We start from the raw sequence: 25,686 nt of genomic DNA, 5'->3' as shown, positions 1-25,686 counted from the left end.
AGCCACCGGCCGCCAATGCCGATCCGGCACTGCGAGCGCTGTTCCGGTCCGCGCCGAGCGGCGGGAGGCTCCCGGGTGCCCACTGACCGGATCATCTTCAGCAAGCCCCATCGCGCCCAGCGGGAACTGGCCAACCTCGCGGCGGTGCTGAACTCCGACCACAGCCACGGCGACGGTCCGTTCACCGCGGCGGCGACCGCGAAGCTGCGGCAGCTCACCGGGGCGCCGCACGCCATGCTGACCACCTCGTGCACCCACGCGCTCGAAATGGCCGGGCTGCTACTGGAACTCGGGCCCGACGACGAGGTCATCGTCCCGAGTTTCGCCTTCACCTCGACTGCCACGGCGGTGGCGTTGCGCGGGGCGACCTGCGTCTTCGCCGATATCGACGAGCGTGGCAACCTGGATCCCGACGCCGTGCAGGGGGCCCTCACCCGCCGGACGCGGGCGCTGGTGGTGATCCACTACGGCGGAGTCGCCGCCGATATGGATCGGCTGCTCGCGCTGGCCGAGGCGCACGGCCTGGCGATCATCGAGGACAACGCGCACGGCCTGGGCGGGCGCTGGCGTGGCAGGCCGCTGGGTACCCTCGGCACCCTCGGGACGCTGAGCTTCCACGACACCAAGAACGTGCACTGCGGCGAGGGCGGTGCACTGCTGCTGCGCGACGATATCCTGGCCGCGCGCGCGGAGATCATCCGGGAGAAGGGCACCGACCGGGCCCGATTCCTCCGCGGCGCGATCGACAAGTACTCCTGGCAGGACATCGGCTCGAGCTATCTACCCAGTGAACTCAACGCCGCGGTACTGGATGCCCAGCTCGCCGAGTTCGACGTGATCCAGACCGGTCGCCTGCGGGTGTGGAACGCCTACGCCAGCACCCTGTCCGGCTGGGCCGCGCGCAACGACGTGCGCCCGATGCGGGTCCCCGCCGACCGCGAGCACACCGCCCACCTCTACTACCTCCGCCTACCGACCGAGCAGCGTCGCGACGGCCTCATCGATCACCTACGCGCACAGGGCATTACGGCGCCGTTTCATTATGTTCCCCTCGACTCCAGCCCGGCGGGACTGAAACTCGGCCGCACACCCCATCCCTGCACACGCAGCGCCGAGTTCGCCGGCACGATGCTGCGACTGCCCCTGTGGCCCGGCCTGACAGACACCCAGGTCGCCCGGGTTGTCGACGCCGTCACGGCCTTTCGCGTCTGAGCACTCGCCCGGCCGCCGGAACGATAGCGGCGTGTCGCCGTCGCCGCTACCGGCACCCGCGCAGTGCCGAGGCGACGTCGGCCGGAACGCCGTACCTCGAGGTGCAATCGATCGCGGTGCCGACGGCCAGATAGCGCCAGTAGCCCTCCGCCGTCGCCTGGAACAGGTACCCGGCGGGCTGCGGCGCGGCAGCGGTACGCACGGACCACGCCATTGCCCAGAACTGCTTGCACTGCGGTTCTCCGAGCACGATCGGCCCGGACGAGGCATGGCTGGCATTCGCGACCTGCTGCAGCTCCTGGCCGGTCACCCGCGTGCAGGGCGTGGCGGCCGGGACCGGTGCCGGGCTGGGTGGCGGCGCAGTGTGCGTAGTCGTGGCCTGCGTCGAGATCGGCGCGCTGGACGTCGATTCGGGCGTGCCGGATGCACTGGCAGTCGTCGCCACCGTCGATGTGGACGACGTGGAGGGCGAGGCGCTCGGTGCGGCGGACCCGGTGGGACCGCTCTCGCAGGCACTGAGGCACATGACGGCCCCGATCACCGCGACCGCCGAAACAAGTACTCTCACTGAAGGATTCCTCCCGATCCTGCGACGATAAGTCACATCGTGGGAATCGCCCGGCCCGGCGTCGACCGTTACACACCCCGGGTACGCCGTCGGCCGCGCACGCCGAGACCGCAGCATGGCCCTCGAATGGCGCGGTGAACACCGCCCGGGACCGCTCCGTGTACGCCGTGTGATGGAAAGTCGCCCGCCCGACACGCAAGGCGCACCCGGATCAGGCGAGGAGCGCCTCCAATGCGGCGGGGGTCAACGGTTCGTAGGCTTCCGTTTTCCCGTTGTAGTACCAGGTGTTCTCGCCCGGCTCGAGGCGGAATCCGGCCTGCACCGCGCGGGTCGAGGGGCGGTAGGTGGAGCTGCGGGGAATATCTTCGACGACGTACACCACGTCGGGGCGGAGCGCCGGATCCAGCAGGCGCAGCCCCTCGGTGACATCTTTCGGCTCCAGCCGGCACCCCTCGCGCACGCTCACCCCGGCCACCGCGAGGGTGTGGCGGGCGCCCGCCGCACCGACGGTGTGCCCGAACGCCACCTCCATGTCGACCGCGGTGATGTCGTTGAGCGCATCCACGATCGGCTGGCTGTACACCGGGCCGCGCGCGGTCCGGATGACGGTGTCGCGGCGGTCCATCAGCCAGTAGTCGCCGTCGCTGTCGCGGCGGAAGAGGTTCTCCGTCGGCATCCACGCATCCCCCGGCGCGAACACCCCGCGCAGGCCGCCCGAGGAGATGTCCACTGCCTCCGACGCCTTGCCGATCAGCAGGCCCACCTCGTTGTCCGCGGTGCGGCGCGCGTAACCCTGTGCGTCGGTAAGGATTTCACCGGTCGCGGAGTCGTAGGCGATCAGCTCGACGCGTGCCGTGCCCGGCACCGGCCGGCCCTTGCAGCCGAGTTTGGTTCCGGCCACGTTGGCCAGCACCACATCGCCCTCGATGGAGGCGTAGAACTCCAGCACCCGTGCGGGCGCGAATCGTTCGACCGTGCGCCGCCACAGCCCGGCGGGCATGCCCGACCCGATGAACAGCCGGATCGGATGCGGATGCCCGTTGGGGAAGGTGTCGGCGTCGAGGATGTCGCGCAGCATCGTCCAGGTGTAGGTGACCACGGTGACGCCGTAGCGGTGCACCTCCTCGGCGAATCGGGGCGGATCCAGCGAACGGGCCAGCGCGATCCGGCTGCCGCCCGCCACCGCGCCGCCCAGGCTCACCAGCAGCCCGGACGAATGATGCAGCGGCGCAAGACAGTACACGGTATCGCGGCGGTCCAGATCGGCGGCGGTGGCGGTGCCGAACGCGGACAGCGCCCAGCGGTGGTTGGTGATGTACTTCAGATCCAGACGGGGTCCGGTGCCGGTCACCAGCACGAACGCCAGCTCACGCGCCAGCCCCGGATCCGGCCGGTACCAGCCGGGCAGGGGCACCGCGGCCGGATCGATCTGCTCGAGGTCGGTGACGTCCGCGCCCGGCGGCACGGACAGCCCGCGCGCGTCGCCGCCGCCCAGCACCAGCACCCGGCCGCCGACGGCCGCGGCATCGCGCAGGTTCTCCGGATCGGCGAGGATTGTGCTCGCGCCCGTGAGCTCCACCGCGCGCGCCAGCTCGCTGCCGGGCGCCAGCAGCACCGCCACCGCGCCGATGCGCGAGAGCGCCGCCACCGCGGCCAGCGCGCTCGGGCGGGTCTCCATCAGCACGCCCACCCGGCTCGCCGGGCGCACCCCGGCGGCGATCAGACCGCGTACCACGTTGTTGATGCGGGTGTCCACCGCGGCATTGGTGTGCACCCGGTCGTCGAACAGGAACAATTCCCGCAGCGGCGCCTCACGCACCTGTTCGGATAGCAAGCGCCCCAACGAGATCCGGGTGTGCGGCTGAATCGTGCCCAGGCGGGTCAGCCGCGGCAGCGCGCGTGCGGCCTCGCCGGTCAGCTCCACCGAACCGCGCAGCGTGCTGCTCGCCATGCTGCCCAGCGCACTGCCCAGATCCGTGCCGGCCTCGGCGAGCGTGCCCGCGGCGTGCACGACGCGGTTCGCGATCGAGCGCTGCCGGTTGGCCGGGACGTGCTCGGTCATCGGCGCGATCTCCTCCGGCAGCGGCGCCTGCCCGCCGAGCCAGCGCACCCACTCGCGCACCAGCGGCCACGTCCGATTCGTGGCCGTGCTGCCGGCAACGAGCCCGAAATGACCCGCCATCAGCGTCGCCTCGTACACCTGCGCGTTCGTCGCGGCCCGTAGGACGCCGCGGACGGCCGCGGGCTGCCCGATGTCGTCGACCTCGCCGACGAAGGCCAGGATCGGGCATTCCAGCTCGGCCAGCGAGACGGGCCGATCGCGAATCACGAACCCGCCCAGCATCAAGCGGTTATGTGCGACGAACTGTTTGAGCAGATCCGCCGCGGCCGGGCCGGAATACCCCACCCAGCCGTCGTGTTCGAGGAACCGGCGCTGACGTTCCTTGGGCAGCAACGCTTCCCGGTCGTGTAGCTGGCGCAGGAAATCGATCCGGGCCTTGGCGGTCTTGACCGGATCGAGCATCTGGAAGCCCAGGCGCACCATGGAATCGGTAATCGGCAGCCGGTTCAGCACGTGGTCGGCCAGGAAGTCGGCGACGTCGGACACCAGCCCGTGCGGCAGCCCGAAGGGCAGCCCGGCCACGATGTCCACCGGGCTGCCGAAGGTCACGATGCTTTCCACGCCCTTGCCGTAGCGATAGGCGGCGGCCTGATAGGCGAACATGCCGCCCTGCGAATAGCCCATCAGGTGCACACCGCGACCGGTCAGCTCCGTGACCGTATCGATGGCGCTGTCCAGGGCCAGCACGTGGTCGGCCAGGTCGCGCTTCCAGCCGCCCTCCTCGGTCGCCGGTGAACCGAAATCCAGCACCCAGCAATCGATTCCGGCGCGATTGAGGATGCCCACGGCGCCGCCCTCGGCGTTCACGTCGTAGATGTCGGCGCTCACCATCAGCGGGGGCACCAGCAGGGCGACCGGGCGGTCCGCGCCGGTCGCGTCCGGGAAGTAGTGGCGCAGCCGGTACATCCGCTTGCGCTCGGTGACCTCGTAGGGCGAGGACTCCACCTGATGGGACAGCCCGCCGAACCGGATCACCTCGAGCCCGTTCTGCGCGGTGGCCACCAGCCGCTGCACCGACCCTACGATCGACTTCGTCGACAAATTCACGGCAGCTCCCAGCCTTGGCCCTCCGCGTGGCACGCCCACGCGGACCCCTGCATCTATGCCGTCGAGCTTGCCATATCAACCGGGGTACGCGCGGCAGCGTCCGGGAAGTCAGGGGGATAAACCGACCGCGGGGTCGGGCCGGCGTCGGGGATGGCGGGCCGGCGGCCGCTCGGTGCCCGTGACCTCGCTCAGTGGCCCATGACGTTGTGATACATCGTCTCGACCGGTTCCGGACTGACGCTGAGATCGCCCCGGAAGGGGTAGTCCAGGGCCGCTATCAGGAAGATCATCGTGCCGAGGAAGAAGGCGAACAGCCCGCCCAGCAGCAGATGCGCCCCGCGGGTGGACAGGCTGAACAGGCACAACAGCACCAGGTTCACCGCGGCGCCGAGCACGATCACTCCCCACAGCACGTTCGGCAGGCCGCCGGAGGAGGCGTTGATGCGCTGGCGGCGCTCGTCGTCGAACCTGGCGAACTGCTCGATGGCCGCGGCGTGCACGATCTCCTGGGCCTTGGTCTGGGGCTGGAAGGCCAGCAGGTGGTCCTGGAAGCGGGTGACGACGGCGGTGCCGCCGGGCGGATCCTCCCCGTCCTGCAGCCCGGGGAAGGCGACGTTCAGCAGATTATCGGTGTAGTCGACCAGATCCTTCTGCAACACGCCCCGTTCGGGGTCCGGGTAGGCCGACACCTCGCGATAGAGGGTGCCGACGGCGGCGGCCTCGTTCGACACCAGACCCTGAGCGGCGTCGAAGGCTTGATAGGTGGCGGCGGCGACCAGGCCGAGCAGCAGGCCGTAGAAGACGCCGCCGACGGTGAGCACCATGGTGACCTGTTCGTTGCGGCCGGGTTCGGGCCCGAACACCTTCTGCACGAAGGGTCTCAGCAGCGCGATGCCGGCGCAGGTGATGACGACCAGGGTTCCGGTGATGATCAGGAAACCCAGCCAATCGGGTAGGGCGTAGAGCCAGGTGAACATGGGAACTCCCAGGGGCGACACGGAGGGGACAGACCGGTGGGGAGAACGAACGGCGAGTGCCGGAATCCACCTTAGCGAGGGTGCCGGGCGCGCCGAGAACAGTTCGGGGAAACCCGATTCGGATGGGTCCGGGCACGGCTTCGATGCGGCATCGTTATGCGGGCTGGTTACCGATCCGCATTCGGCGAATCCACTTCCCCTCGTATCGACATGTGCCTATCATCGGAAGTGCTGGAACGCACTGTTGCGCTACCAAATTCGCACAAACGTCTCGAGTTTTCAGGCATCTGCCGCCTGTCGCATATCTCTGTACTCAACCGCCCTGTCGTCGCGTGGCAACTCTGAGGTGAGGACTGCAGCATGACTATCGATGTGCCGGTACAGACCGACAACCATGTCCGGAAAAGCCTGTCCACCACCGCCGCTCATCAACTCGCGCACACCACCAAATCCGAGCCGCAGATGCAGGGCATCAGCTCCCGGTGGCTGACCCGCTCGCTGCCGTGGGTGGATGTGCACGGCGGCATCTACCGTGTCAACCGCCGCCTGACCCACACCATCGGCAACGGTGAGGTGGAGTACGTCATCGACGGCGGCCAGGCTCGCGTAATCCCGTTGGAACTCCAGGAATTACCGCAACTGCGCGGCTTCGAGGACGAGGAGATCCTGCGCGCGCTCGCGCAGCGTTTCGAGCAGCAGGACCTCGAACCCGGCACGACCATAGCCGAATTCGGCAATCCGATGGACCGCGTGCTGCTGATCGTGCACGGCAAGCTGAGCAAGATCGGCACCGGCGAGTACGGCGAGAGCACCAAACTCGGCATGCTGGGCGGCGGCGACTTCTTCGGCGACGAGATGCTCGTCGATCCGAATGCCATCTGGCCGGTGACAATCCGGACCGTCACCCGCACCACACTGCTGGCGCTGCCGCGCACGGCACTGGACCAGATCATCGAGGAGATTCCGGCGCTGCACGAGCAGCTGGACCGATACGCCGCCGCGCCGGTGCGGGCGCAGAACAAACACGGCGAGGCCGAGATCGAGATCCACTCGGGCCACGAGGGCGAGCCGCTGCTGCTGGGCACCTTCGTCGACTACGACGCCACACCCCGCGAATACGAATTGAGCCTGGCGCAGAGCGTACTTCGCGTGCACACCCGCGTCGCGGACCTGTTCAACGAGCCGCACAATCAGATCGAGCAGCAGCTGCGCCTGACCATCGAGGCCCTCTACGAGCGGCGCGAGAGCGATCTGGTCAACAATCCCGACTACGGGCTGCTGCACAACTGCGACCTCAAGCAGCGCATCTACACCGAGTCCGGCGCCCCGACCCCGGACGACATGGACGAGCTGCTGAGCATGCGCCGCAGCACGAAACTCTTTCTGGCACACCCGAAGGCGATCGCCGCGTTCGGGCGCGAGTGCAACAAGCGCGGGCTGTATCCGGATCCGGTGGAGATCGACGGGCACCGGGTTCCGGCCTGGCGCGGGGTGCCGATCTTCCCGTGCGGCAAGATCCCGGTCAGCGACAAGCAGACCACCTCGATCCTGGCGATGCGCACCGGGGAGAAGGAGCAGGGCGTGATCGGCCTGCACCAGACCGGAATTCCCGACGAGTTCGAGCCGAGCCTCAACGTCCGCTTCAAGGGTATCGACGACCAGTCGATCATCTCGTACCTGATCAGCTGCTACTACTCCGCGGCGGTACTGGTGCCCGACGCGCTGGGTATCCTGGACAACGTCCTGGTCGCCCGGCAGAGCGACTGACGAAGGGGCACAGCCATGTCGGTGCTGTCGCGCGCCGCGGCGCCGCCGGCCACCTCCGGGGTGGCCTCGGTGATCGCCGCGCTACTGAAGGATCTCGGCAACGCTCCCCCGGCCGCCCTGGCGCGGCCGGGGGTTCCCGAAGCCGAAGTGCTGTCCCATGATTCGGCCACGCTGGGGGGCATGACCGCGGGCGAGGCGCCGCTGCGGTTGCTCGGGCCGGCCGGGCTCGGTGCGGCGAGTCTGTTGGTCCCTTCCCCGCCCGGCGCTGCGTCCGGAGGTGTTGCATCGGACGGGGTTGCCGATGCAGTCTCCGGGCCGGGCTCGGCGGCGGGTCCCGATGGACTTGCGGAGGCTGCCTCCGCACCGGACGGCATGGCCTCCCGGATGCCGTTCGGGCCCACCGGAATCGGCACGGGGTTCACGCGGATCGCCGCGCTGGGCACCTCCGCGCCACAGCGGCCCGCCGCCGCCGACGGAACGTCCGGCCGCAGTGTGACCGGCGAACGGATGACCGCACTACCTGGCGCCGGAACGGATCCGACGCGGCCGCGGCGAACCGGACGCAGCGCGGAATCTGTTGCGGCTGAGCCGAATTACGGCAAGCAGGACGACACGCCCGCGGCCGGTTCTCGAATTCCCGCTCTCTACTGCCCGCCGCCGGTCCGCGACGATCCCGTGCTCGCCGAGGCGGTCAACGAGGGAATTCTGGCCTGGGCCGAGGCGATCGGGCTCTACGAGGGCAAGCTGGACGAGCTCCGAAAGGCCGACTTCGGGCGGCTGATCATGCTCGCGCATCCGGATTGCGACGATCCGGACCGCCTGCTCGCGGCGGCGAAATGCGCGGTGTCCGAGTGGTCGGTCGACGACTACTACTGCGAGGAGGACGCCGACGACCACGCGGCCGACGGCACCCCCTCCAGCGCGGAGGCCGAACTGGGTCCACGCCTGGAATTGGCCGCGGCCGCAATGGATCCGGTACATCTCCCGGCAAAGTATCAGGCCGAGCTCGAGCGGGTGATGGCCGCGGACCCCATCCTGCGGGCCTTCCGGACCTCGTTCGAGCACCTGGCGCACTATGCGACGCCCGCGCAGCTGGCCCGGCTGCGCACCGAGATCGCCGGGTGGTTCATCGCTTTGGCCGCCGAGGGCGGGTGGCGCGCGGCCGGGCGCATGCCGAAGGTCTGGGAGTACCTGACCAACCGCCAGCCGCACAGCTTCCTGCCCTGCATGGCGCCGATCGATGTGGTCGGCGGATACGAGCTCAGCGCGGCCGAATACACCGATCCGCGCATGCGGCGGGTGGTCACCACCGCGGCCCTGGCCTCCCAGATGGTCAACGACCTCTATTCGATGGCCCGCGAGGATCAGTCCGGCGGCAGGGAATTCAACCTGCCGACGGTGCTTGCCGCGGAACAGAATTGCAGCCGTCACGAGGCGATCGTGCAGACGGCACGGGTGCACGACGAGCTGGTACACCGCTTCGAGGGCGAGGCGGCATTGCTCGCAGCGACCGGATCCCCTGCGCTGCAACGCTTCCTGGGCGGGCTGTGGGCCTGGATGGGCGGCAGCCGCGCCTGGCACGCCGACAGCCGCCGCTACAGCGAGTACTCCTGACCCATCTCCCGGCCGGCTCCGCCGTCCCGCGATTTCCTGGCGATTGCCGTTGTCAGCACCACCGATCGAGAGGATTGATCCGTCATGACCATGCTCGAGCCCAAGACCGATGGCGTCCTGCACACCAGTTACCAGCGCTCGGTCGCCGCGTACTGGAACGACAATCCCAACGACGACCGCATCAACACCAAACTGGGCGAGGTCGACGATCTCTACCACCATCACTACGGGATCGGTGAGCCCGACCTGTCGGTGCTGGAGGGCCCCGAGGACACCCGCCAGGATCGGCTCGTGCGCGAACTGCACCGGCTCGAGACCGCCCAGGCCGATCTGCTGCTGGACCATCTCGGCGCGATCCGCCCCGGCGACCGCCTGCTGGACGGTGGCTCCGGGCGCGGTGGCACCAGCATCATGGCGCACGAGCGGTTCGGCTGCCGGGTGGACGGGGTGAGCATCTCCGAGTATCAGGTGGGGTTCGCCAATGATCAGGCCGCCCGCCGCGGTGTGGCGGACAGCGTGCAGTTCCACTACCGCAACATGCTCGACACCGGCTTCGAGTCGCGGTCGATGCGCGGCATCTGGACCAACGAGACCGATATGTACGTGGAGCTGCCCGATCTGTTCAGCGAGTTCTCCCGGCTGCTCGAACCGGGCGGGCGCTATGTGTGCGTCACCGGCTGCTCCAACGACGTCATCGGCGGGCGCTCCGCGGCGGTGAGCTGGATCGACGCGCACTACGGCTGCATGATCCACCCGCGCAGCCACTACTTCACCGCGCTGGCCGCGAACAACATGGTCCCGATCGCCGTAGTGGATCTCACGCCCGCCACCATCCCGTACTGGGAGCTGCGCACCCATTCGGAACTGGCCACCGGCGTGGAAAAGTCGTTCCTGAGCTCGTACCGGGACAGTAGTTTCCAATACCTGCTGATCGCTGCCGATAAGGTGGGGCGGTGACCGCTACCCGCGAAGACAACGCCGAATCCGCGCCGATCGACCGCGAGGCCCTGCCCGTCGAGCTCGTGGACGAGCAGGGCCGGCCGATCGGCTCGTGCCCGGTCGCCCAGGCGCACACCGCGCCCGGGCGGCTGCACCGGGCATTCTCGGTGATGCTGTTCGACGCGGCGGGCAGGATGCTGCTGCAGCGCCGCGCCGCGGTCAAGACCAGGTTCCCGCTCCTGTGGACCAACACCTGCTGCGGCCACCCCGCCCCCGGCCAGCCCGTCACCGCCGCCGCGGCGGCGCGCCTGGCCGAGGAACTCGGCATCGAAACCTCCCTGCGCGAGGCCGGAGTGTTCCACTACCGGGCGTCCGACCCGGCCACGGGCCGAGTCGAGCACGAATGGGACCACGTCCTGATCGGCCACTTCGAGGGCGCCCCACCCCGCCCCGACCAGGCGGAGATCGAGGACTACGCCTGGATCCCCCCGGACGAACTCCTCACCATCGTCGCGGCCGACCCCACCCGCTACACCCCCTGGCTCCCCGGCGTACTCGCAATCACCCACCCGACCGATGGTGACAGCCCACGATTCGATTCCCCCTCGGCATCGAGCGGGTCGGCCACGAGCTGACGTGCTACATCCGGTAGTCGATTGACCGAATGATAATGATCGACGTCGAGCGACATGGGCTCGCCGCCATGGACGAGGATGACAGCGATTTCGGTGGCGCGGTCCTCGACGGTCTCACTGCGGATCGGCATTGCCGCGGCGCTGTACGACCAGGACCCGGAACCTTCGCTCCAGGCCGTCGTCGGAAACTGGTGACAGGCAGTGCTTCTCGAGCGTCTACTCGGTGCCGGCCGGTGCCGGACGCACGAATCGCGGGGCGAGTAGCCGGTAGGTGAGGAATGCCAGGCCGCAGCCGATGAACCAGCTGTACTGGGCCGCGGTGTACATGCCGGGGAGGCTGCCGGCCAGGACCGGGATCACCGCTACTACGGCGCCGACGATGGTGGCGGCGATTGCGGCGGGGTTGAATCCGTTTCGGTACCAATAGGTTCCGGATTCCGAGGTGGTGAACAGGTCCTGGACCACGATTCGGCGGCGCTGGATCAGGTAGTGGTCGGCGATCAGCACGCCGAACAGCGGGCCGATGAACGCGCCCAGCACCTCCAGGGTGTAGTGGATGACCTCCGGATTGTTGTACAGGTTCCAGGGGGTGATGAGCAGGGATCCGACTGCGGCGATCATGCCGCCGGCGCGCCAGCTGATTCGGCGCGGGCTCACGTTGGAGAAGTCGAAGGCCGGTGAGATGAAGTTGGCCACGATATTGATGCCGATCGTCGCAACGGCAAAGGTCAACGCGCCCAGCACGATTGCGAACGTGCTGTCGATATGCGACACGGTCTCCACCGGATCGGTGATGAGCTTGCCGTACACCGGCACGGTCAGCGAGGAGGTGACCACCACGAGCAGCGAGAACATCAGGAAGTTCACCGGCAGCCCCAGCAGATTGCCGCGCCGCACCGCCGCCATCGAGCGGGCGTAGCGGGAGAAGTCGCCGAAGTTCAGCATCGGGCCCGAGAAGTACGACACCACCAGCGCGATCGCGCCGAGCATGACCGGCACCGAGCGCAGGCCGGTGTACTGCACGTGTCCCAGGTTCAGATCGATCGCGCCCCACCCGGCCTTGGCGATCAGGTACCCGCATAGCGCGAACATCACGACATACACGGCGGGACCGCAGAAGTCGATGAACCGCCGGATGGATTCCATGCCGCGCCAGAACACCGCGGCCTGCAGCACCCACAACAGCAGATACGCGCCCCAGCCCAGCAGCGACAATCCGGCGAAACCGTAATCGCGCACGACCGCGTACGGCGCCAGCCCCGGAAACAGTTTCACCGCAACGACTATCAGCGCCGCCGATGCCAGGTAGGTCTGAATCCCGTACCACGCCACCGCGATCAGGCCGCGGATGATCGCGGGAATATTCGCGCCCAGCACGCCGAAGGCGCTACGGCACACCACCGGGAACGGCACTCCGGCGCGCTGGCTCGGTGCGGCGACCAGATTGCACAGCCCGAACACGATCGTGATGCCGATCAGCAGCGCCACCAGCACCTGCCAGCTGGCCAGGCCGAGCGCGAACAGGCTGCCCGCGGTCACGTACCCGCCGACGCTGTGCACGTCCGACATCCAGAAGGCAAAGATGTTGTAGGCGCCCCAGCGCTGCGCCGGCAACGGCGCGAGGTCGGCGTTGGTCAGGCGCGGGTCGGGATTCGTCAGCCCCGGATACTCGGCGGGGGTGCCGGCGGCGGGGTCGATGGTCTCGGTCATGGTGCATCCGATCCGAAGGTGACACTAACGGGCCGAACGGTAATTCCGGCCCGTTGCCTCACCATTGCTCATTTATTTCCCCGGCATTGCGCAAACGATATATATATCATTTCGGCGGCGCCATTCCGGCGAGACGTCGCGCGCCCCCGCATACCAGCAATCAGCCCAACTGCTACACCGATTGCCATGCTTTTCCACCAGACACCTGGCACTATGACCGGCATGGAGCTCATCGGACTGGATCGGATCGAGGCGGCGGCGAAGCTCGTGGGCCCGGCGGTGCGCCGGACGCCACTGGTGGCCGCGCGGGTGCTGTCGGAGCACACCGGGCACGAGGTTCGCCTGAAATGCGAGAACCTGCAGCGCACCGGATCGTTCAAGCCCCGGGGCGCCTACAACCGGATCGCGAATCTGACCGAGGACGAGCGGCGGCACGGAGTGGTCGCGGCCAGCGCCGGAAATCACGCGCAGGGGGTGGCCTGGGCGGCGGCCAGCCTGGGGATCTCCTCGACGGTGTTCATGCCCATCGGGGCCTCACTGCCCAAGCTCGTGGCCACCCGGGCCTACGGCGCCACCGTGCATCAGGTCGGCGAGACCATCGATCAATCCCTCACCGCCGCAATACAGTTCGCCGAGCAGACTGGGGCGACACTGATCCACCCCTTCGACCATCCCGACATCGTCGCCGGGCAGGCGACCGTCGGGGTGGAACTGCTCGAGCAGCTGCCCGAGGTGGACACCGTGATCGTGCCGACCGGAGGCGGCGGGTTGCTCGCCGGAGTGGCGGTGGCCCTGGAGTACCTGGCGCCGCAGGTGCGGGTGGTCGGCGTGCAGGCCGCCCGGGCCGCCGCCTGGCCCGGTTCGCTCGAGGCCGGTGAACCCGTTGCGCTGGAACGCATGTCGACGATGGCCGACGGCATCGCGGTGGGTCGTCCGGGTGAGGTGCCGTTCGCCCACGTGGCCGGGCGGGTGTCCAAGATCGTCACCGTCGACGAGGATGCGCTCTCACGCGCCATGCTGCTGTGCATGGAGCGCGCCAAACTCATCGTCGAGCCCGCGGGGGCCGCGGCGGTCGCGGCCCTGATGACCTACGGCGCCGACGAACTCGGCATCGAAGGCCCGGTCTGCGCGATCCTGTCCGGGGGCAACGTGGACCCGTTGCTGCTGACCCGGCTCATCGGCCACGGACTCGGCGCCGCGGGACGGTATCTCGTACTGCGCGTGACGATTTCGGATCTCCCCGGCAGCCTGGGCCGGCTGCTGGCCGAGATCGGGCGCACCGGCGCGAGCGTATTCGAGATCGCGCACTCCCGCACCGGCGCGTGGCTGGCGGTCGACGAGGCCGAGGTCTCGCTCACCCTGGAGACGCGCGGGCCCACGCACCGGGACGAGGTGATCGAGGCACTCGCGACCGCCGGATACACCGTGCGCGTACAGGAGTGAGCGGAGCGAACCATCAGCGCAGCGCCTCGCGCACGACGGAGCCGAGCGCCAGCGAGGTGGAGTCGTGAGCGGAGCGCAGCGGAGCGAACCATCAGCGCAGCGCCTCGCGCACGACGGAGCCGAGCGCCAGCGAGGTGGAGTCGTAAGCGTCAGCACTTGCTCCGGTAGAAGTACTTCGACTGAGAATCCATGTCGGCCTGGGTGATCGAGACCATGTCGGTCTGGATGTGCCGGGTCACCGGCTTACCCGTGAGCGCCGCGGCCGCCTGATCCACCCCGTCCACACCGACGGTGGCCGGATCCTGCGCGATCAGCGCCTGGATGACCCCGGACTTCAGATCCTGCACCTGCTGCGGGCTGGCATCGAAGCCCACGATCTTGACCTGGCCCAGCTTGCCCGCGTTGCGCAGGCCCGTCGCCGCGCCCTCGGCCGAGCTGAGATTGGTGGCGAAGATGCCGGCCAGATCGGGATGGGCGGCGAGGGTCGCGGTGACGATCGAGGCGGCCGTCGCGGCGTCGTTGTTGTTGTACTGCACGCCGAGTGAGCTCATCCCCGCGTGGTTCTTCAGCTCGTCGGCGAAGCCCTGGGCGCGCTGATCGGTGGTGGAGGTGCCCGCCTTGGTGTTGATCACCAGCGTGGATCCCTTGTCCCCCACCAGCTTTGCCAGGGTCTGCGCGGCCAGCTGGCCGCCCTTGACGTTGTCCGAGGAGATCGAGGACAGCGCGATCGACTGATCCTCCAGCGCGGTGTCCACCTCGATGATCTTGATGCCGGCGTCCTTGGCCTGTTTGATCGGGGCCGCCATCGCCGTGGCGTGGGTCGGGGCGATCAGGATCGCGCCCGGCTTGGTGGCGATCACGCCGGTCACGATCGGGGTCTGCAGCGAGGCGTCGAATTGCGTGGGTGCCTGGGTGTCCAGCGAGTACCCGAGCTTCTTCGCCTCGTCCTGTGCGCCGCACTGCATCGAAATGTAGAACGGCTCGTTGGCAACGCCCGGAACGAGCACGAGTTTCTTGGCGTTGGTGCCGCCGGAATTGCCGACCGAGCCGCCGCATCCCGCGAGTACGGCCGCGGCTGTCACGGCCACACCAAATATTGCGGCGGCCCGCTTCACGCTTCTCATCTCCGCCTTACCCTTCAGTTCTGTTGTGTTATTTCCGGTCTCGCGCCTTCCGCCTGGCCTGGTCGAACCAGACCGCCGCCACGAGAACGATGCTCACCGCGATCGGCTGCCAGAACACCGGCACTCCCGCGATGACAAATCCCTTGCGTAGCACCGACGGGATGAACACCCCTATCACGGTGCCCACCACCGTGCCCGTGCCGCCGAACAGGCTGGTGCCGCCGATGACGACACCCGCGATGGCGTCGAGGTTGTCGGTGCCGTGCCCGGCGATGGTGGTGGTGCCGAAGTAGGCCAGATTCATGAATCCGGCCAGCCCCGAGAGCAATCCGGTCATCAGGTACACCAGGATCAGATGCCGGGTGACCCCGATGCCGGAACGCCGGGCGGCCTCGGCGTTGGACCCGATGGCGTAGGTGTAGCGGCCGAAGCGGGTGGTGTGCAGCAGCCAGGCGCCGAACAGGGTGACCACCAGCGCGACGAGCACCAGATCCGGAATGCCGCCCAGCAGGGTGCCGAAACCCAGCGAGTTGCGCAGCTTCTCGGGCACCGTGCGGGTGTCGACGCCCCCGGTGATGAGCTGCGCGGCTCCCAGCGCCGCGCCGAAGGAGCCGAGGGTGACGATGAGCGGCGGAATCTTGGCCCGGGCCACCAGGACTCCGTTGATCAGCCCCCAGAGTCCGCCCCCGGCAACGGCAACCACGAACCCGGCCGCGATGACACCCCAGCCCGCATGACCGGCGTCACCGCCCGGGCTGAGCCATTCCATGGTCTTGGAGCCGAGCACCCCGGCGAAGATCAGCACCATGCCGACCGACAGATCGATGCCGGAGGTGATGATGACGAAGGTCATGCCGATCGAGAGCACCAGCAGCACCGATGTCTCGATCAGCAGGGTCTGCAGCGTGAACCGGGTCGGGAAGGCATCGGGCTTGACGATGCTGAAGGCGGCGTACAGCAGCACCAGCACGATGCCGATCCACAGCGTGCTCGCGCCCGCAATGCGCTGCCAGAGAGTGCTTCCGGGAACATCGACCCGCTCAGCGTCGTTGGCTGCCACCGGCCCGGTGTCGTCGGTCGGCTCACTCATGCCTGCACCTCGCTGACGCTCGGCTCCGGCATGCGCGATGCGCGCTGTGTTGTTGATTCGCTCCGCTCATGGCGCATCCTCGGTGTTCAGGGCTCCGGTCATCGCGCCGACCAACTGCTCGAGGGTGGCGCCGGATTCGAAGCGCGCCACGCGCCTTCCCAGCCGCAGCACCTCGATCCGGTCGGCCACCGACAGCACCTCGGGCATGTTGTGACTGATCAGCACGACCGCGATGCCCTGATCGCACACCCGGCGGGTGACCTCCAGCACGCGTTCGCGCTGCACGACGCCCAGCGCGGCGGTCGGCTCGTCCATGAACACGACCTTGCTGGCCCACATCACCGCCCGTGCCACCGCGACGGTCTGGCGCTGCCCACCCGAGAGCGCCCCGATCGGCACGTCCGCCCGGGGCAGGACCACGCCGAGGCGCTGGAAGTGCTCGGTCGCCTGCGTTTTCATCGACTTGCGATCGAGCATGCCCAGGCGCCCGGCGATGCCGCGGCGGAACAGTTCCCGGCCCAGGAAGAGATTCGCGGCCGGATCCAGGTCGGGGGCGACGGCCAGATCCTGATACACCGTCTCGACCCCGAGCCTGCGCGCCTCGGTCGGCGAGGTCAGGCGCACGGGCTCGCCATCGAGCAGAATGCGCCCGCCGTCGGGTTGTTCGGCCCCGGACAGGCACTTCACGAGCGTCGATTTACCGGCGCCGTTGTCTCCGATGAGCGCGACGACCTCACCCTCGAACACCCGAAAGTTCGCCCCCCGCAGCGCCTCCACGCCCCCGTAGCGCTTGACCAGCCCCTCGGCTTCCAGGACCACGGCAGGCATGGCGATCACCCCGTCAACATCGACTGAGCGGACGTCCGGTCCGCCCGCCCGATGTTAACGTTCACCGGTCACGCCCGGGTCCGAATCGCGAAGATCATCAACGGTGACCGAGACCTGCGCGGCCGAGGCTCATTCGCGGGTGAATTCGGGCTGGCGCAGGTCGGCCACGCGGGTGTCGCGGCCCAGCAGGGCCACCTCGCGGAATTGGTAGAGAATGGCGCCGGTGGGGGCATGCACGATCATGTTGCGGCGCAGGGGCATTTGCAGCAGGGGTGGGCCCGAGGGGGCCGGCGTCCAGCGCGGCAGATCGTCCTGGACCAGGCGGGCCAGCGGGATCCGGTGGATCGAGTCGACCTCGGCCGGATTGCGGCGCGGCTGCACGGGGGCGGGGGTCACGGCGATGAACGGGGTCATGACGAATCCGGAATCGGTGACGAAATCGTCCAGGGCGCCGACGATTTCGGACTCTCCGAGCTCCAGGCCGATCTCCTCACTCACCTCGCGCCGCCCCGCCGCCTCCGCGGTCTCGCCGGGATCGATCTTCCCGCCGGGAAGCGCCCATTGGCCGCCGTTCATGCCGCGGAACGCGCGGCGGATCATCAGCAAATGCGGCTCGGCCGGGTCGTCGATCACGCAGATCACCACGGCCGCGGCCCGGCCGCCTTCGGCCGCGACGCGGGAGAAATCGGCGATGTTGCGCCGGATGCTCTCGGCAACAGTCGATTTCGTCATGCCAGCACGTCCCGCCGGTCTCGTGCCACCAGGAGCTCATCGCGGACGAAACCGATGAGGACCTCGCGCATGACCGTCGTGGTGACGCCGGGTACGCCGGTGAGGACCTGGATGCCCAGACCGTCGGTCATTGCCGTGAAGCGCAGGGCCATGTGTTCCGCATCCACCTCGCGGAAGACGCCCTGGCGCTGGCCGCGCGCGATGATTCGCTCGCTACTGGGCCGAGTCCACGATCCGGCCCGAACTTCGCCCCGCCGGGCGTGGCCAGATATTCGCCCACTGGACGTACGAAAGACCGGTATTCGCTTTGGGCACAACGCCCCGGACCAGTAGCCTGTGCGCGTGGCGTCTACCGAGTCCGCACCGAGCACAGCTAAGCGCCCGGGCATCGCACTGGCGGCGGTGACCGCTGTCCTCTTCGTAACCTTCCTCGATACCACGGTCGTCAGTGTCGCACTGGGCGATATCCGGCACGAGCTCAGCACCGACGTGATGCTGCTGCAGTGGGTGGTGAACGCCTACACGCTGGTCTTCGCCGGGCTCATGCTGGCGGGCGGCTCGCTCGGCGACCGGTGGGGTCGCAAGAAGGTCATGATCGGCGGGCTGGTGGTCTTCTGCGCCGGCTCGGTCGTCGCGGCGCTGGCCGACAGCGTGCCGGTCCTCATCGCGGGGCGCGCGATCATGGGCCTGGGCGCGGCGGCCTCGGAGCCGGGCACGCTGTCCGTGCTGCGGCACATCTTCCCCGATGAGCGGGCGCGGGCCCGGGCGCTGGGCGTCTGGGCGGCGGTGTCCGGGCTGGCGCTGGCGGCCGGGCCGGTGCTGGGCGGCGAACTGGTCCACGTCTACGGGTGGCGTTCGATCTTCTGGTTCAACCTGATCATCGGGGCCGTGGCGCTGGTCGCCGCGCTGTGGTCCGTTCCGGAGAGCTCGGATCCGCGGCCGGGGCCGATCGACTGGGCCGGAATCGTGCTCGGGGCGCTCGCGCTCGGGGCGGTGATCTACGCGGCCACCTCCGGCGAGGATCGGGGGTACGGCGCACCGTCGGTGATCGGGCTGTTCGTGCTCGGCGGCCTGGCCTTCATCGCGTTCTTCGTGGTCGAAACCCGTTCGGCCGCACCGCTGCTCGACTTCCGCTATCTGCGCCCGCCGGCCGTGCGAGGAGCGCTGGTGGTCGCGTTCGCCGTCTACTTCGGTGTCTTCTCGATCTTCTTCTTCACCGCGCTGTATCTGCAGGTGATGCGGTCGTACACGGCCGCGCACACGGCCGGGGTCTTCGCCCCCATGGCCGCGGCCATCATCATCGGCTCGCTGATCGCGGGACTGTGGGTGGCCCGCTACGGCGCGCGCATGCTCATGATCGCCGGCTGTGTGGTCGGCGCCGCCGGCATCCTGCTGACCCGCTACGAACTTGCCGGAACCCTGCACGACGGCACGCTGTCGGCCGCAATGGCGGTGGCGGGCTTCGGATTCGGCATCGCGGTGGTACCGCTGACCTCCGCCGTGATGTCCGGCGTCCCCGCCGAGCACTCGGGCATGGCCGCCGCCGTCACCAACACGATGCGCCAGGTCGGCTCGGCCGTCGGCGTGGCGGTCCTGGGCGCCCTGGTGAATTCGGTCCTCACCGCCGACCTCACCACCCGCATGAACCAGCTCGGCCTCCCATCTCCCCTGCAGCCCAACGCCATCGACGCCGTCGAACGCGGCCGCATCCCCCAGGGCGTCGACCTCACCCCCTACCTCAAATACCTGTCGAAGGTCTCCGACGTCCTCAACACCGGAAAGACCGCCTTCCACCACGGACTCGATGTGGCGCTACTGGTCTCGGCCATCCTCATCCTGGTGGCGGCGGCATTCACGGCCGTCGACGCGGTCCTGCATCGCACCGACCGGGCCGAGCCGGCCCGAAACGCCTGACGCGCAATTCATCCGAACATCCCAGACCAGCCGTCCCGCCTCCGAGCCGGTAACATCGCTTCCGATCCATATGAGTGACACGGCAATTCATTGCCGAGCCGAGAGGGTGGGGCGGAATGACGAACGTTCTCCTGGCACTGGCGGTTCTGGACATTCTGCTGCCTCATGTGTGTGCGCTGTTGGGCCTCATCGCGCTACTGCTCTGATCTCGGCGAGCGCGGGCGGCGGCCCGGCCGGATTTAGTGGCTGACCTACCGAATCGGCAGGGGCGCATCGCGATCCGCCTCGGAGCGCGGTCCGTGGATGCGGCGGTCGGACGCATCGATGCGCAGGTCGTTGATGCTCGCCTCGCGGCGGCGCATCAGGCCGGTGTCGTCGAATTCCCAGAGTTCGTTGCCGTAGCTGCGCCAGTGCTGGCCGGTGGCGTCGTGCCATTCGTACTGGAAGCGGACGGCCATGCGGTGGCCGCGGAAGCCCCAGAGTTCCTTGCGCAGGGCGTAATCGAGTTCCCGGTCCCACTTGCGGGTGAGGAAGGCGACGATTTCCTCGCGGCCGGTGACGAACTCGTCGCGGTTGCGCCACACCGAATCCGGGGTGTAGGCCAGCGCCACCCGCTGCGGGTCGCGGGTGTTCCAGGCGTCCTCGGCCGCCTGCACCTTGGCGCGTGCGGCGGCCTCGTCGATGAAGGGCGGCAGGGGTGGGCGGAGGGTTGGTGCGTCGAGTTGAGTCATGCCTCGAGCATTGTCGCGACCGGCGGCTCGACGCCATGGCCATTCGGACAGGAATGCCACAGATCTGGCCATGCTGGGCTGTTAGCCTGGCGGGATGGGTGGCAGAAGGGTCGCGGTGCTGGCGTTCGACGGGGTGCGGCTCCTGGATACGACGGCGGTGCTGGAGGTGTTCGCCACCGCGAACACGCTCGGCGGGCGGTACGAGCCGGTCCTGTTCTCGCCGGACGGTAGCCCGGTGACCACGGCGTCGGGCACACGACTCCTGGCCGAGGCGTCATACAGGGAGCTGGCGCAGCCACACACGGTGATCGTGCCCGGCGCGCCGCACCTCCCGTTTACACCCGCCGCACCGGAACTCTTGACGGCCATCACCGCGGGCAGCTCGGCGCGGCGGATGGCCTCGGTCTGTACGGGCGCCTTCGCACTCGCCCAGACCGGGCTGCTGGACGGCCGCCGGGTCACCACGCACTGGCGGCACACCGCGCGGCTGGCACGGGCCTACCCCTCGGCCACCGTGGAACCGGATGCGATCTACGTTCGCGACGGCCACATCGTCACCTCGGCGGGTGTGAGCGCGGGCCTGGACCTGGCGCTGGCCCTGGTCGAGGAGGACGAGGGCCCCGAACTGGCCCGGGAGGTGGCCCGCGACCTGGTGGTGTTCCTGCAGCGTCCCGGCGGCCAGTCCCAGTTCTCCGTTGCTACCCGCACCCGGCGCCCGCGCCGCGACGACCTGCGCGCGGTGCTCGATTCGATCCTGGCGGACCCGGCCGCCGACCACTCGCTCCCGCTGCTGGCCGACCGCGCCCACCTGAGCGTGCGCCACCTGACCCGACTGTTCCGCGACGAATTCGGCACCACCCCGGCAACATTCGTGGAATCCGCACGGGTGGAGGCGGCCCAGGCGATGCTCGAATCCGGCGCATCGGTGAGCGCGGCCGCCCAGCGTTCGGGCCTGGGCAGCGACGAATCCCTGCGCCGCGCGTTCCTACGCCACCTCGGCGTCACCCCGTCCGCCTACCGCGCCCGTTTCCGGACCGCTACGCGCTGAGGCGTGTGTTCGGCGGCACCGCCGAACGTAGCAGGGCCGTGCAAGCAGACCCTATAGGGAGCGGGCCAGTTCCCCGGCCAGTTTCAGTGTCCTGGCCTTCTCGTCATCGTCGCCGACGGGGCTGACCAGCACGTCGGTCGCGCCCGCGTCCGCGTAGGCACGGATCGCGGCGGCGACGGTGTCCTCGTCCCCGGCGACCACGGTCTCCACGACATTGCTCTGCCCCTGACGGTCCAGAAGCGTCCGATAGCTGGCGAGGTCCGACGCGAAGCCGAGCACGCCGGCGACCTCGTCGCGCACGGCGTCCGGCCTGACGGTCACGCTCAGCATCACCGACGCCACGACGCGCGGATCCTTCGCCACGGCATCGATATGCGGCCGGATGTGGCCGGCGATTGTCGCCGGGGTTGCCCACACCGTGACCGTGCCGTCGGCCAGTTCGCCCGCGATACGGAGCATCACCGGGCCGAGCGCGGACAGCAGCACCGGCGGCGGCTGCGCGCCCGGCACCCGGACGTGGCCGGCGCCCGAGAGTTCGGCGCGCAACGTGGTCAGGTACTCGCGGGTGTGGTGCGCGGGCCGGTCGTAGGACAGGCCGTACACGCCCTCGATGAACTGCTTGTGGCTCGGCCCGACGCCGAGGGTGAACCGGTTGCCGGTGGCCGCCGCGACCGTGAGGGCCTGCCCGGCGAGCGAGATCGGGTGACGCGGATACGTGTGCGCGATGGCGGTTCCCAGCTCGATCCCCGGCGCCGCCTCCCCCGCGAGCGCCGCGACGGTGAGCGGATCCGAGGCCAGGACCTGATTGAAGAACGCGCTGGCCAGACCGTGTTCGGCCGCCGCGCGCGCCTGCGCGAGCTGGGCCGGGACACCACTCTGATCCGCGACGTACAGACCGATCCGCATTGTTCCTCCAAGGTGAATTCAATATTCCGCTTCCGCGAAGGTAGCATAAGGTGAATTAGAAGTTCCGCTTCATGGGAGGTGCAGGTGCGGGCGGACGCGCAGCGTAATCGTTCGGCGATCACGAGCGCCGCCCTGCGGCTGGCCGGTGAGCGGGGCGAGGTCGTCTCGATGGAGGAGATCGCACGCGAGGCAGGGGTCGGCGTCGGCACGCTGTACCGGCACTTCCCGGATCGGCGCGCCCTCCTGGAGGACATCGCGGTCGACTCGCTGCGTGAACTGGTGGAGGCCACGCGCGCGGAGGTCGGCCGGACTCCGGCGTGGGACGCACTGCTGCGGATCGTGGATCACTGCGTAACCCTGCCGCTGTCGCTGACCAAGTCCCTGCTCACCGACGAACCGGAACGCCCCGAATTACCCGAGTTGGAGGCCGAGGTCACCGCGCTGATCACCGAGGTCGCAGCGGACGCACAGCGCCAGGGCGACCTGCGCGCCGACGTGCCGCCGACGGAGGTGGTGCGGGTGCTCAACGCAGCGGTCTGCCGCTGCGGCGCCCGCTCCGACGACCACCTGACCCGCGTGATACTCGACGGCCTACGCGCGCGCAGGAGCTAGCCGACGACCTGGTGTACTCCGAACCGCGGCGACAGCGGCCGTCATTCCGAGGACTGTGCGGCCAAATACTCGCCGAGCGGCCGACAAGGGGCACGTCAGCGAAACGACCCCGGAAGAGCCGAGACCGCTCAGCTCATCCAGGCGCGGGCCTCGGCGGCAGACTGCCGGACCTCCTCGAGCTGCTTGGCAACCTGCACCCCGGCTGTGCCGCCGCGCGCGTTGCGGGAGGCGATGGAACCCTCGACGGTTAGCACCTCGCGCACCTTCGGGGTCAAAGCCGGGTCCACCGCGGCGAATTCGGCATCGGTGAGCTCGTCCAGGCCGACACCCCGGGCCTCTGCCGCACGGACGCAGCCGCCCGCCGCCTCGTGCGCGACACGGAACGGGACACCCTGGCGGACAAGCCATTCGGCGATATCGGTGGCCAGAGTGAAACCGGCGGGGGCCAGTTCGGCCATCCGGTCGGTGTGGAAGGTCAGCGTCGAGACCAGCCCGGCGATGGCCGGCAGCAGGAGTTCGAGCTGGGCGACCGAGTCGAACAGGGGTTCCTTGTCCTCCTGCAGGTCGCGGTTGTAGGCCAGGGGCTGGGCCTTCAAGGTCGCGAGCAGTCCGGTGAGGTTGCCGATCAGGCGGCCGGCCTTGCCTCGGGTGAGCTCCGAGACGTCCGGATTCTTCTTCTGCGGCATGATCGAGGAGCCGGTGGACCAGGCGTCGGCAAGGGTGATGTAGCCGAACTCCGGTGTGCTCCACAGGATCACCTCCTCGGCCATGCGAGACAGGTCCACCGCGGTCATGGCCAGCACGAAGGCGGCCTCGGCGGCGAAATCGCGAGAGGAGGTGGCATCGATCGAATTGGCCGCGGCCGCATCGAAATCCAGGTCCGCGGCGATCGCCTCGGGATCCAGGCCCAGCGACGAGCCCGCCAGCGCGCCCGATCCGTACGGTGAGACCGCCGCGCGCTTGTCGAAGTCGCGCAGCCGATCCACATCGCGCAGCAGCGGATGGGCGTGGGCGAGCAGGTGGTGGGCCAGCAGCACCGGCTGCGCGGCCTGCAGGTGGGTCTTGCCCGGCATCACCGCGTCCGGATGCGCCGCGGCCTGCGCGGTCAACGCGTCCACGACGTCCAGCGCGCCCGCCGCGACCCGGCGCACGGCATCGCGCAGCCACATCCGGAACAGCGTGGCCACCTGATCGTTGCGGGAACGCCCGGCGCGCAGCCGACCGCCGAGTTCGGCGCCGACGCGCTCGATCAGCCCGCGCTCGAGCGCGCCGTGCACATCCTCGTCGGATTCCGCGGGCCCGAACGCGCCCGAATTAACGTCCGCGGCAAGGCGATCCAGCCCGGCCAGCATGGCCTCGAGGTCGCCCTCCGACAGCAGCCCGGCCTTGTTGAGCACCCGCGCGTGCGCCTTGGAGGCACGAATGTCGTAGGGCGCCAGCGCCCAGTCGAAGTGCGTCGACTTGCTCAGCGCGGCCATCGCCGCGGCCGGGCCGTCGGCGAACCGCCCGCCCCACAGCGCGCCCTCGTTGGTGCCGCCGCCAGCGCTCATCGGATGTCTTCTCCTCGGGTCGTATTCGTATCGGTGTCAACCGCGTTCGGGCCCAGCAACTCCGCGCGGGCCGGCCGCTGTCAGGGTCGTACAGCCGTCATCAGGATGTGGCGGCGCAAGTCCTCGTGCACCGAGTCGGGCACCTCGCGGCCGCGGTCGGTCAGCAGGGCGATCGGGTCGGCCTGGGAGACCGTCCAGCCGTGGTCGGTGAACCAGTCGCGGGGGTCGGTGCGGCCCTCCGACGGATACCACAGGCCGTCGATGTCCATCGTGATTCCGGCCTCGGCCAGTACCCGCTGCCGCATCTCGCGTTCCGCGGCGCTGCGGGTGCGTGTGCCCATCCCCATGTTCAGCGCGATCCGGCTGCCCGACGCGCTCAGCTCGGCGATGTTCTCGAACAGCCGGTCCTGCGCCTCGGGCGGGAGGTAGCGCAGCAGCCCCTCGGTCAGCCAGGCGGTGGGGCGCGTCGGGTCGAATCCGTTGTCCCGCAACGCCTGCGGCCAGTCGTTTCGCAGATCCTCCGCGACCGCTCGGCGGTCGGCCCGGGGCGTGTCCGCGGCGAGCACTCGATCCTTGAACTCCAGCACCTTGGGCTGATCGACTTCGAAAACCACCGCGCCCGTGGGCCATTCGAGCCGATAGGCGCGCGCGTCGAGCCCGGAGGCCAGGATCGCGAACTGCCCGATGCCCGCTTGCGCGGCCGCGGTGAAGTACTCGTCGAAATACACCGTGCGCGCGGTCATGAACCCGCCCAGCGGGCCGTACGCCCCCGCGCGCACGGAATTCACGTCGACCTCGCCGCGCAGGACGCGACTCCACCCGGATCCGGCCGCATCGACCAGTTTCTCCGCGTAGGGATCCCGGAACAGCGCGTCGGGCCGCTGAGTTTCCCGCGCCCGCATCACCGCGACCCCGATCGCGGTCGCGCCGACGCTCTCGGTGATGTCCCAGCTGTCGTTGTCGGTCCGCACGGAACCCTCCTGTCGTCCTGCCGGTAGCGCGGCGGCCGACCTGCCGCCTGCGCGAACCACGGGCTTGGGTAGACGCTACGCCTGATTCCCGACCGCTCGCCGACGCCCGATCGCCCGGTACCCCGATGCGCCGCCCGGCACGAATG

Annotated in this window: 23 protein-coding genes; 10 read left to right on the top strand and 13 right to left on the bottom strand. The window is 69.1% G+C overall.

All coding sequences use genetic code 11. The annotated features are described in order from the left end of the window. Window positions 1–75 precede the first annotated feature (75 nt). Entirely contained in the window at window positions 76–1,212 is a 1,137-nt protein-coding gene (rffA, locus tag ABH933_RS42815; RefSeq protein WP_429428765.1) for a dTDP-4-amino-4,6-dideoxygalactose transaminase, read from the top strand. 46 nt (window positions 1,213–1,258) lie between these two features. Here the strand turns inward: rffA and ABH933_RS42810 are convergent, their stop codons facing one another. Continuing rightward, window positions 1,259–1,522 (bottom strand): hypothetical protein, encoded by a 264-nt coding sequence (locus tag ABH933_RS42810; protein ID WP_429428764.1) that lies wholly within the window; start codon window positions 1,520–1,522, stop codon window positions 1,259–1,261. 13 nt (window positions 1,523–1,535) lie between these two features. On the opposite strand from ABH933_RS42810, the gene ABH933_RS42805 reads away from it, so the two are divergent. After that, complete coding sequence (locus ABH933_RS42805) at window positions 1,536–1,811, top strand: hypothetical protein (RefSeq protein WP_429428762.1); 276 nt, start codon at window positions 1,536–1,538, stop codon at window positions 1,809–1,811. 180 nt (window positions 1,812–1,991) lie between these two features. On the opposite strand, the gene ABH933_RS42800 is transcribed toward ABH933_RS42805, so the two are convergent. Beyond that, the gene (locus ABH933_RS42800; RefSeq protein ID WP_429428760.1) at window positions 1,992–4,949 is read right to left on the bottom strand and encodes an AMP-binding protein; all 2,958 of its coding nucleotides are present in this window, start codon (window positions 4,947–4,949) and stop codon (window positions 1,992–1,994) included. A gap of 188 nt (window positions 4,950–5,137) precedes the next feature. After that, window positions 5,138–5,926: a DUF4239 domain-containing protein gene (locus tag ABH933_RS42795; protein ID WP_429428758.1), complete on the bottom strand. Its 789-nt coding sequence runs from the start codon at window positions 5,924–5,926 to the stop codon at window positions 5,138–5,140. A 360-nt stretch (window positions 5,927–6,286) separates the two neighbouring features. Here ABH933_RS42795 and ABH933_RS42790 point away from each other — a divergent pair, with 360 nt between their 5' ends. From ABH933_RS42790 to idi, 4 genes are all read left to right on the top strand, one after another. Continuing rightward, window positions 6,287–7,693 carry a family 2B encapsulin nanocompartment shell protein gene (locus tag ABH933_RS42790; RefSeq protein ID WP_429428756.1) on the top strand — a complete coding sequence of 469 codons (1,407 nt, stop codon included), beginning with the start codon at window positions 6,287–6,289 and terminating at the stop codon, window positions 7,691–7,693. A gap of 15 nt (window positions 7,694–7,708) precedes the next feature. Next, window positions 7,709–9,307 (top strand): family 2 encapsulin nanocompartment cargo protein terpene cyclase, encoded by a 1,599-nt coding sequence (locus tag ABH933_RS42785; protein ID WP_429428754.1) that lies wholly within the window; start codon window positions 7,709–7,711, stop codon window positions 9,305–9,307. 84 nt (window positions 9,308–9,391) lie between these two features. Then, window positions 9,392–10,264, top strand: a complete 873-nt coding sequence (locus ABH933_RS42780) for a geranyl diphosphate 2-C-methyltransferase (RefSeq protein ID WP_429428752.1) — start codon at window positions 9,392–9,394, stop codon at window positions 10,262–10,264. Further along, window positions 10,261–10,881 (top strand): isopentenyl-diphosphate Delta-isomerase, encoded by a 621-nt coding sequence (gene idi / locus ABH933_RS42775; protein WP_429428750.1) that lies wholly within the window; start codon window positions 10,261–10,263, stop codon window positions 10,879–10,881. Before ABH933_RS42780 ends, idi begins: the two co-directional genes overlap by 4 nt. A gap of 216 nt (window positions 10,882–11,097) precedes the next feature. On the opposite strand, the gene ABH933_RS42770 is transcribed toward idi, so the two are convergent. Further along, complete coding sequence (locus ABH933_RS42770) at window positions 11,098–12,591, bottom strand: NCS1 family nucleobase:cation symporter-1 (protein ID WP_429428748.1); 1,494 nt, start codon at window positions 12,589–12,591, stop codon at window positions 11,098–11,100. Between the two features lie 213 nt (window positions 12,592–12,804). Between ABH933_RS42770 and ilvA the strand changes: the two genes are divergently transcribed. After that, on the top strand, window positions 12,805–14,034 hold the full coding sequence (gene ilvA, locus ABH933_RS42765; protein ID WP_429428747.1) for a threonine ammonia-lyase: 1,230 nt from the start codon (window positions 12,805–12,807) through the stop codon (window positions 14,032–14,034). A gap of 149 nt (window positions 14,035–14,183) precedes the next feature. Here the strand turns inward: ilvA and ABH933_RS42760 are convergent, their stop codons facing one another. The 5 genes from ABH933_RS42760 to ABH933_RS42740 all read right to left on the bottom strand — a co-directional run bounded on the left by ABH933_RS42760 (window position 14,184) and on the right by ABH933_RS42740 (window position 18,197). Beyond that, window positions 14,184–15,158 (bottom strand): ABC transporter substrate-binding protein, encoded by a 975-nt coding sequence (locus tag ABH933_RS42760; protein WP_429428740.1) that lies wholly within the window; start codon window positions 15,156–15,158, stop codon window positions 14,184–14,186. A 28-nt stretch (window positions 15,159–15,186) separates the two neighbouring features. Beyond that, window positions 15,187–16,248, bottom strand: coding sequence for an ABC transporter permease (locus ABH933_RS42755; protein WP_429428738.1), 1,062 nt, complete (start codon window positions 16,246–16,248; stop codon window positions 15,187–15,189). Window positions 16,249–16,314: 66 nt separating this feature from the next. Continuing rightward, window positions 16,315–17,076, bottom strand: a complete 762-nt coding sequence (locus ABH933_RS42750; RefSeq protein WP_429428736.1) for an ATP-binding cassette domain-containing protein — start codon at window positions 17,074–17,076, stop codon at window positions 16,315–16,317. A 129-nt stretch (window positions 17,077–17,205) separates the two neighbouring features. Further along, window positions 17,206–17,808, bottom strand: a complete 603-nt coding sequence (locus tag ABH933_RS42745; protein ID WP_215923026.1) for an NUDIX hydrolase — start codon at window positions 17,806–17,808, stop codon at window positions 17,206–17,208. After that, window positions 17,805–18,197, bottom strand: coding sequence for a TetR family transcriptional regulator C-terminal domain-containing protein (locus ABH933_RS42740; protein ID WP_429428734.1), 393 nt, complete (start codon window positions 18,195–18,197; stop codon window positions 17,805–17,807). Before ABH933_RS42740 ends, ABH933_RS42745 begins: the two co-directional genes overlap by 4 nt. Here ABH933_RS42740 and ABH933_RS42735 point away from each other — a divergent pair. After that, window positions 18,151–19,722: an MFS transporter gene (locus tag ABH933_RS42735; RefSeq protein ID WP_429428732.1), complete on the top strand. Its 1,572-nt coding sequence runs from the start codon at window positions 18,151–18,153 to the stop codon at window positions 19,720–19,722. The two genes, ABH933_RS42740 and ABH933_RS42735, sit on opposite strands and share 47 nt — an antisense overlap. A gap of 251 nt (window positions 19,723–19,973) precedes the next feature. On the opposite strand, the gene ABH933_RS42730 is transcribed toward ABH933_RS42735, so the two are convergent. After that, complete coding sequence (locus tag ABH933_RS42730) at window positions 19,974–20,453, bottom strand: nuclear transport factor 2 family protein (protein WP_429428730.1); 480 nt, start codon at window positions 20,451–20,453, stop codon at window positions 19,974–19,976. Window positions 20,454–20,547: 94 nt separating this feature from the next. On the opposite strand from ABH933_RS42730, the gene ABH933_RS42725 reads away from it, so the two are divergent. Beyond that, on the top strand, window positions 20,548–21,501 hold the full coding sequence (locus ABH933_RS42725; protein ID WP_429428728.1) for a GlxA family transcriptional regulator: 954 nt from the start codon (window positions 20,548–20,550) through the stop codon (window positions 21,499–21,501). A gap of 51 nt (window positions 21,502–21,552) precedes the next feature. On the opposite strand, the gene ABH933_RS42720 is transcribed toward ABH933_RS42725, so the two are convergent. Continuing rightward, window positions 21,553–22,407 carry a TIGR03564 family F420-dependent LLM class oxidoreductase gene (locus ABH933_RS42720; protein WP_429428727.1) on the bottom strand — a complete coding sequence of 285 codons (855 nt, stop codon included), beginning with the start codon at window positions 22,405–22,407 and terminating at the stop codon, window positions 21,553–21,555. An 84-nt stretch (window positions 22,408–22,491) separates the two neighbouring features. On the opposite strand from ABH933_RS42720, the gene ABH933_RS42715 reads away from it, so the two are divergent. Further along, complete coding sequence (locus ABH933_RS42715; RefSeq protein WP_429428725.1) at window positions 22,492–23,019, top strand: TetR/AcrR family transcriptional regulator; 528 nt, start codon at window positions 22,492–22,494, stop codon at window positions 23,017–23,019. Between the two features lie 128 nt (window positions 23,020–23,147). Here the strand turns inward: ABH933_RS42715 and argH are convergent, their stop codons facing one another. Together argH and ABH933_RS42705 are read right to left on the bottom strand one after the other, a co-directional pair. Further along, a complete protein-coding gene (argH, locus tag ABH933_RS42710) occupies window positions 23,148–24,569 on the bottom strand; it encodes an argininosuccinate lyase (RefSeq protein ID WP_215923015.1) in 1,422 nt (473 codons plus the stop codon). 80 nt (window positions 24,570–24,649) lie between these two features. Then, complete coding sequence (locus ABH933_RS42705; RefSeq protein ID WP_429428723.1) at window positions 24,650–25,540, bottom strand: SAM-dependent methyltransferase; 891 nt, start codon at window positions 25,538–25,540, stop codon at window positions 24,650–24,652. Window positions 25,541–25,686 lie beyond the last annotated feature (146 nt).

The organism is Nocardia sp. GP40 (assembly GCF_050434125.1).
Taxonomy (GTDB): domain Bacteria; phylum Actinomycetota; class Actinomycetes; order Mycobacteriales; family Mycobacteriaceae; genus Nocardia; species Nocardia albiluteola.
Note: the sequence above shows the minus strand (reverse complement) of the source record. Positions and strands in the feature narration are given on the sequence as shown.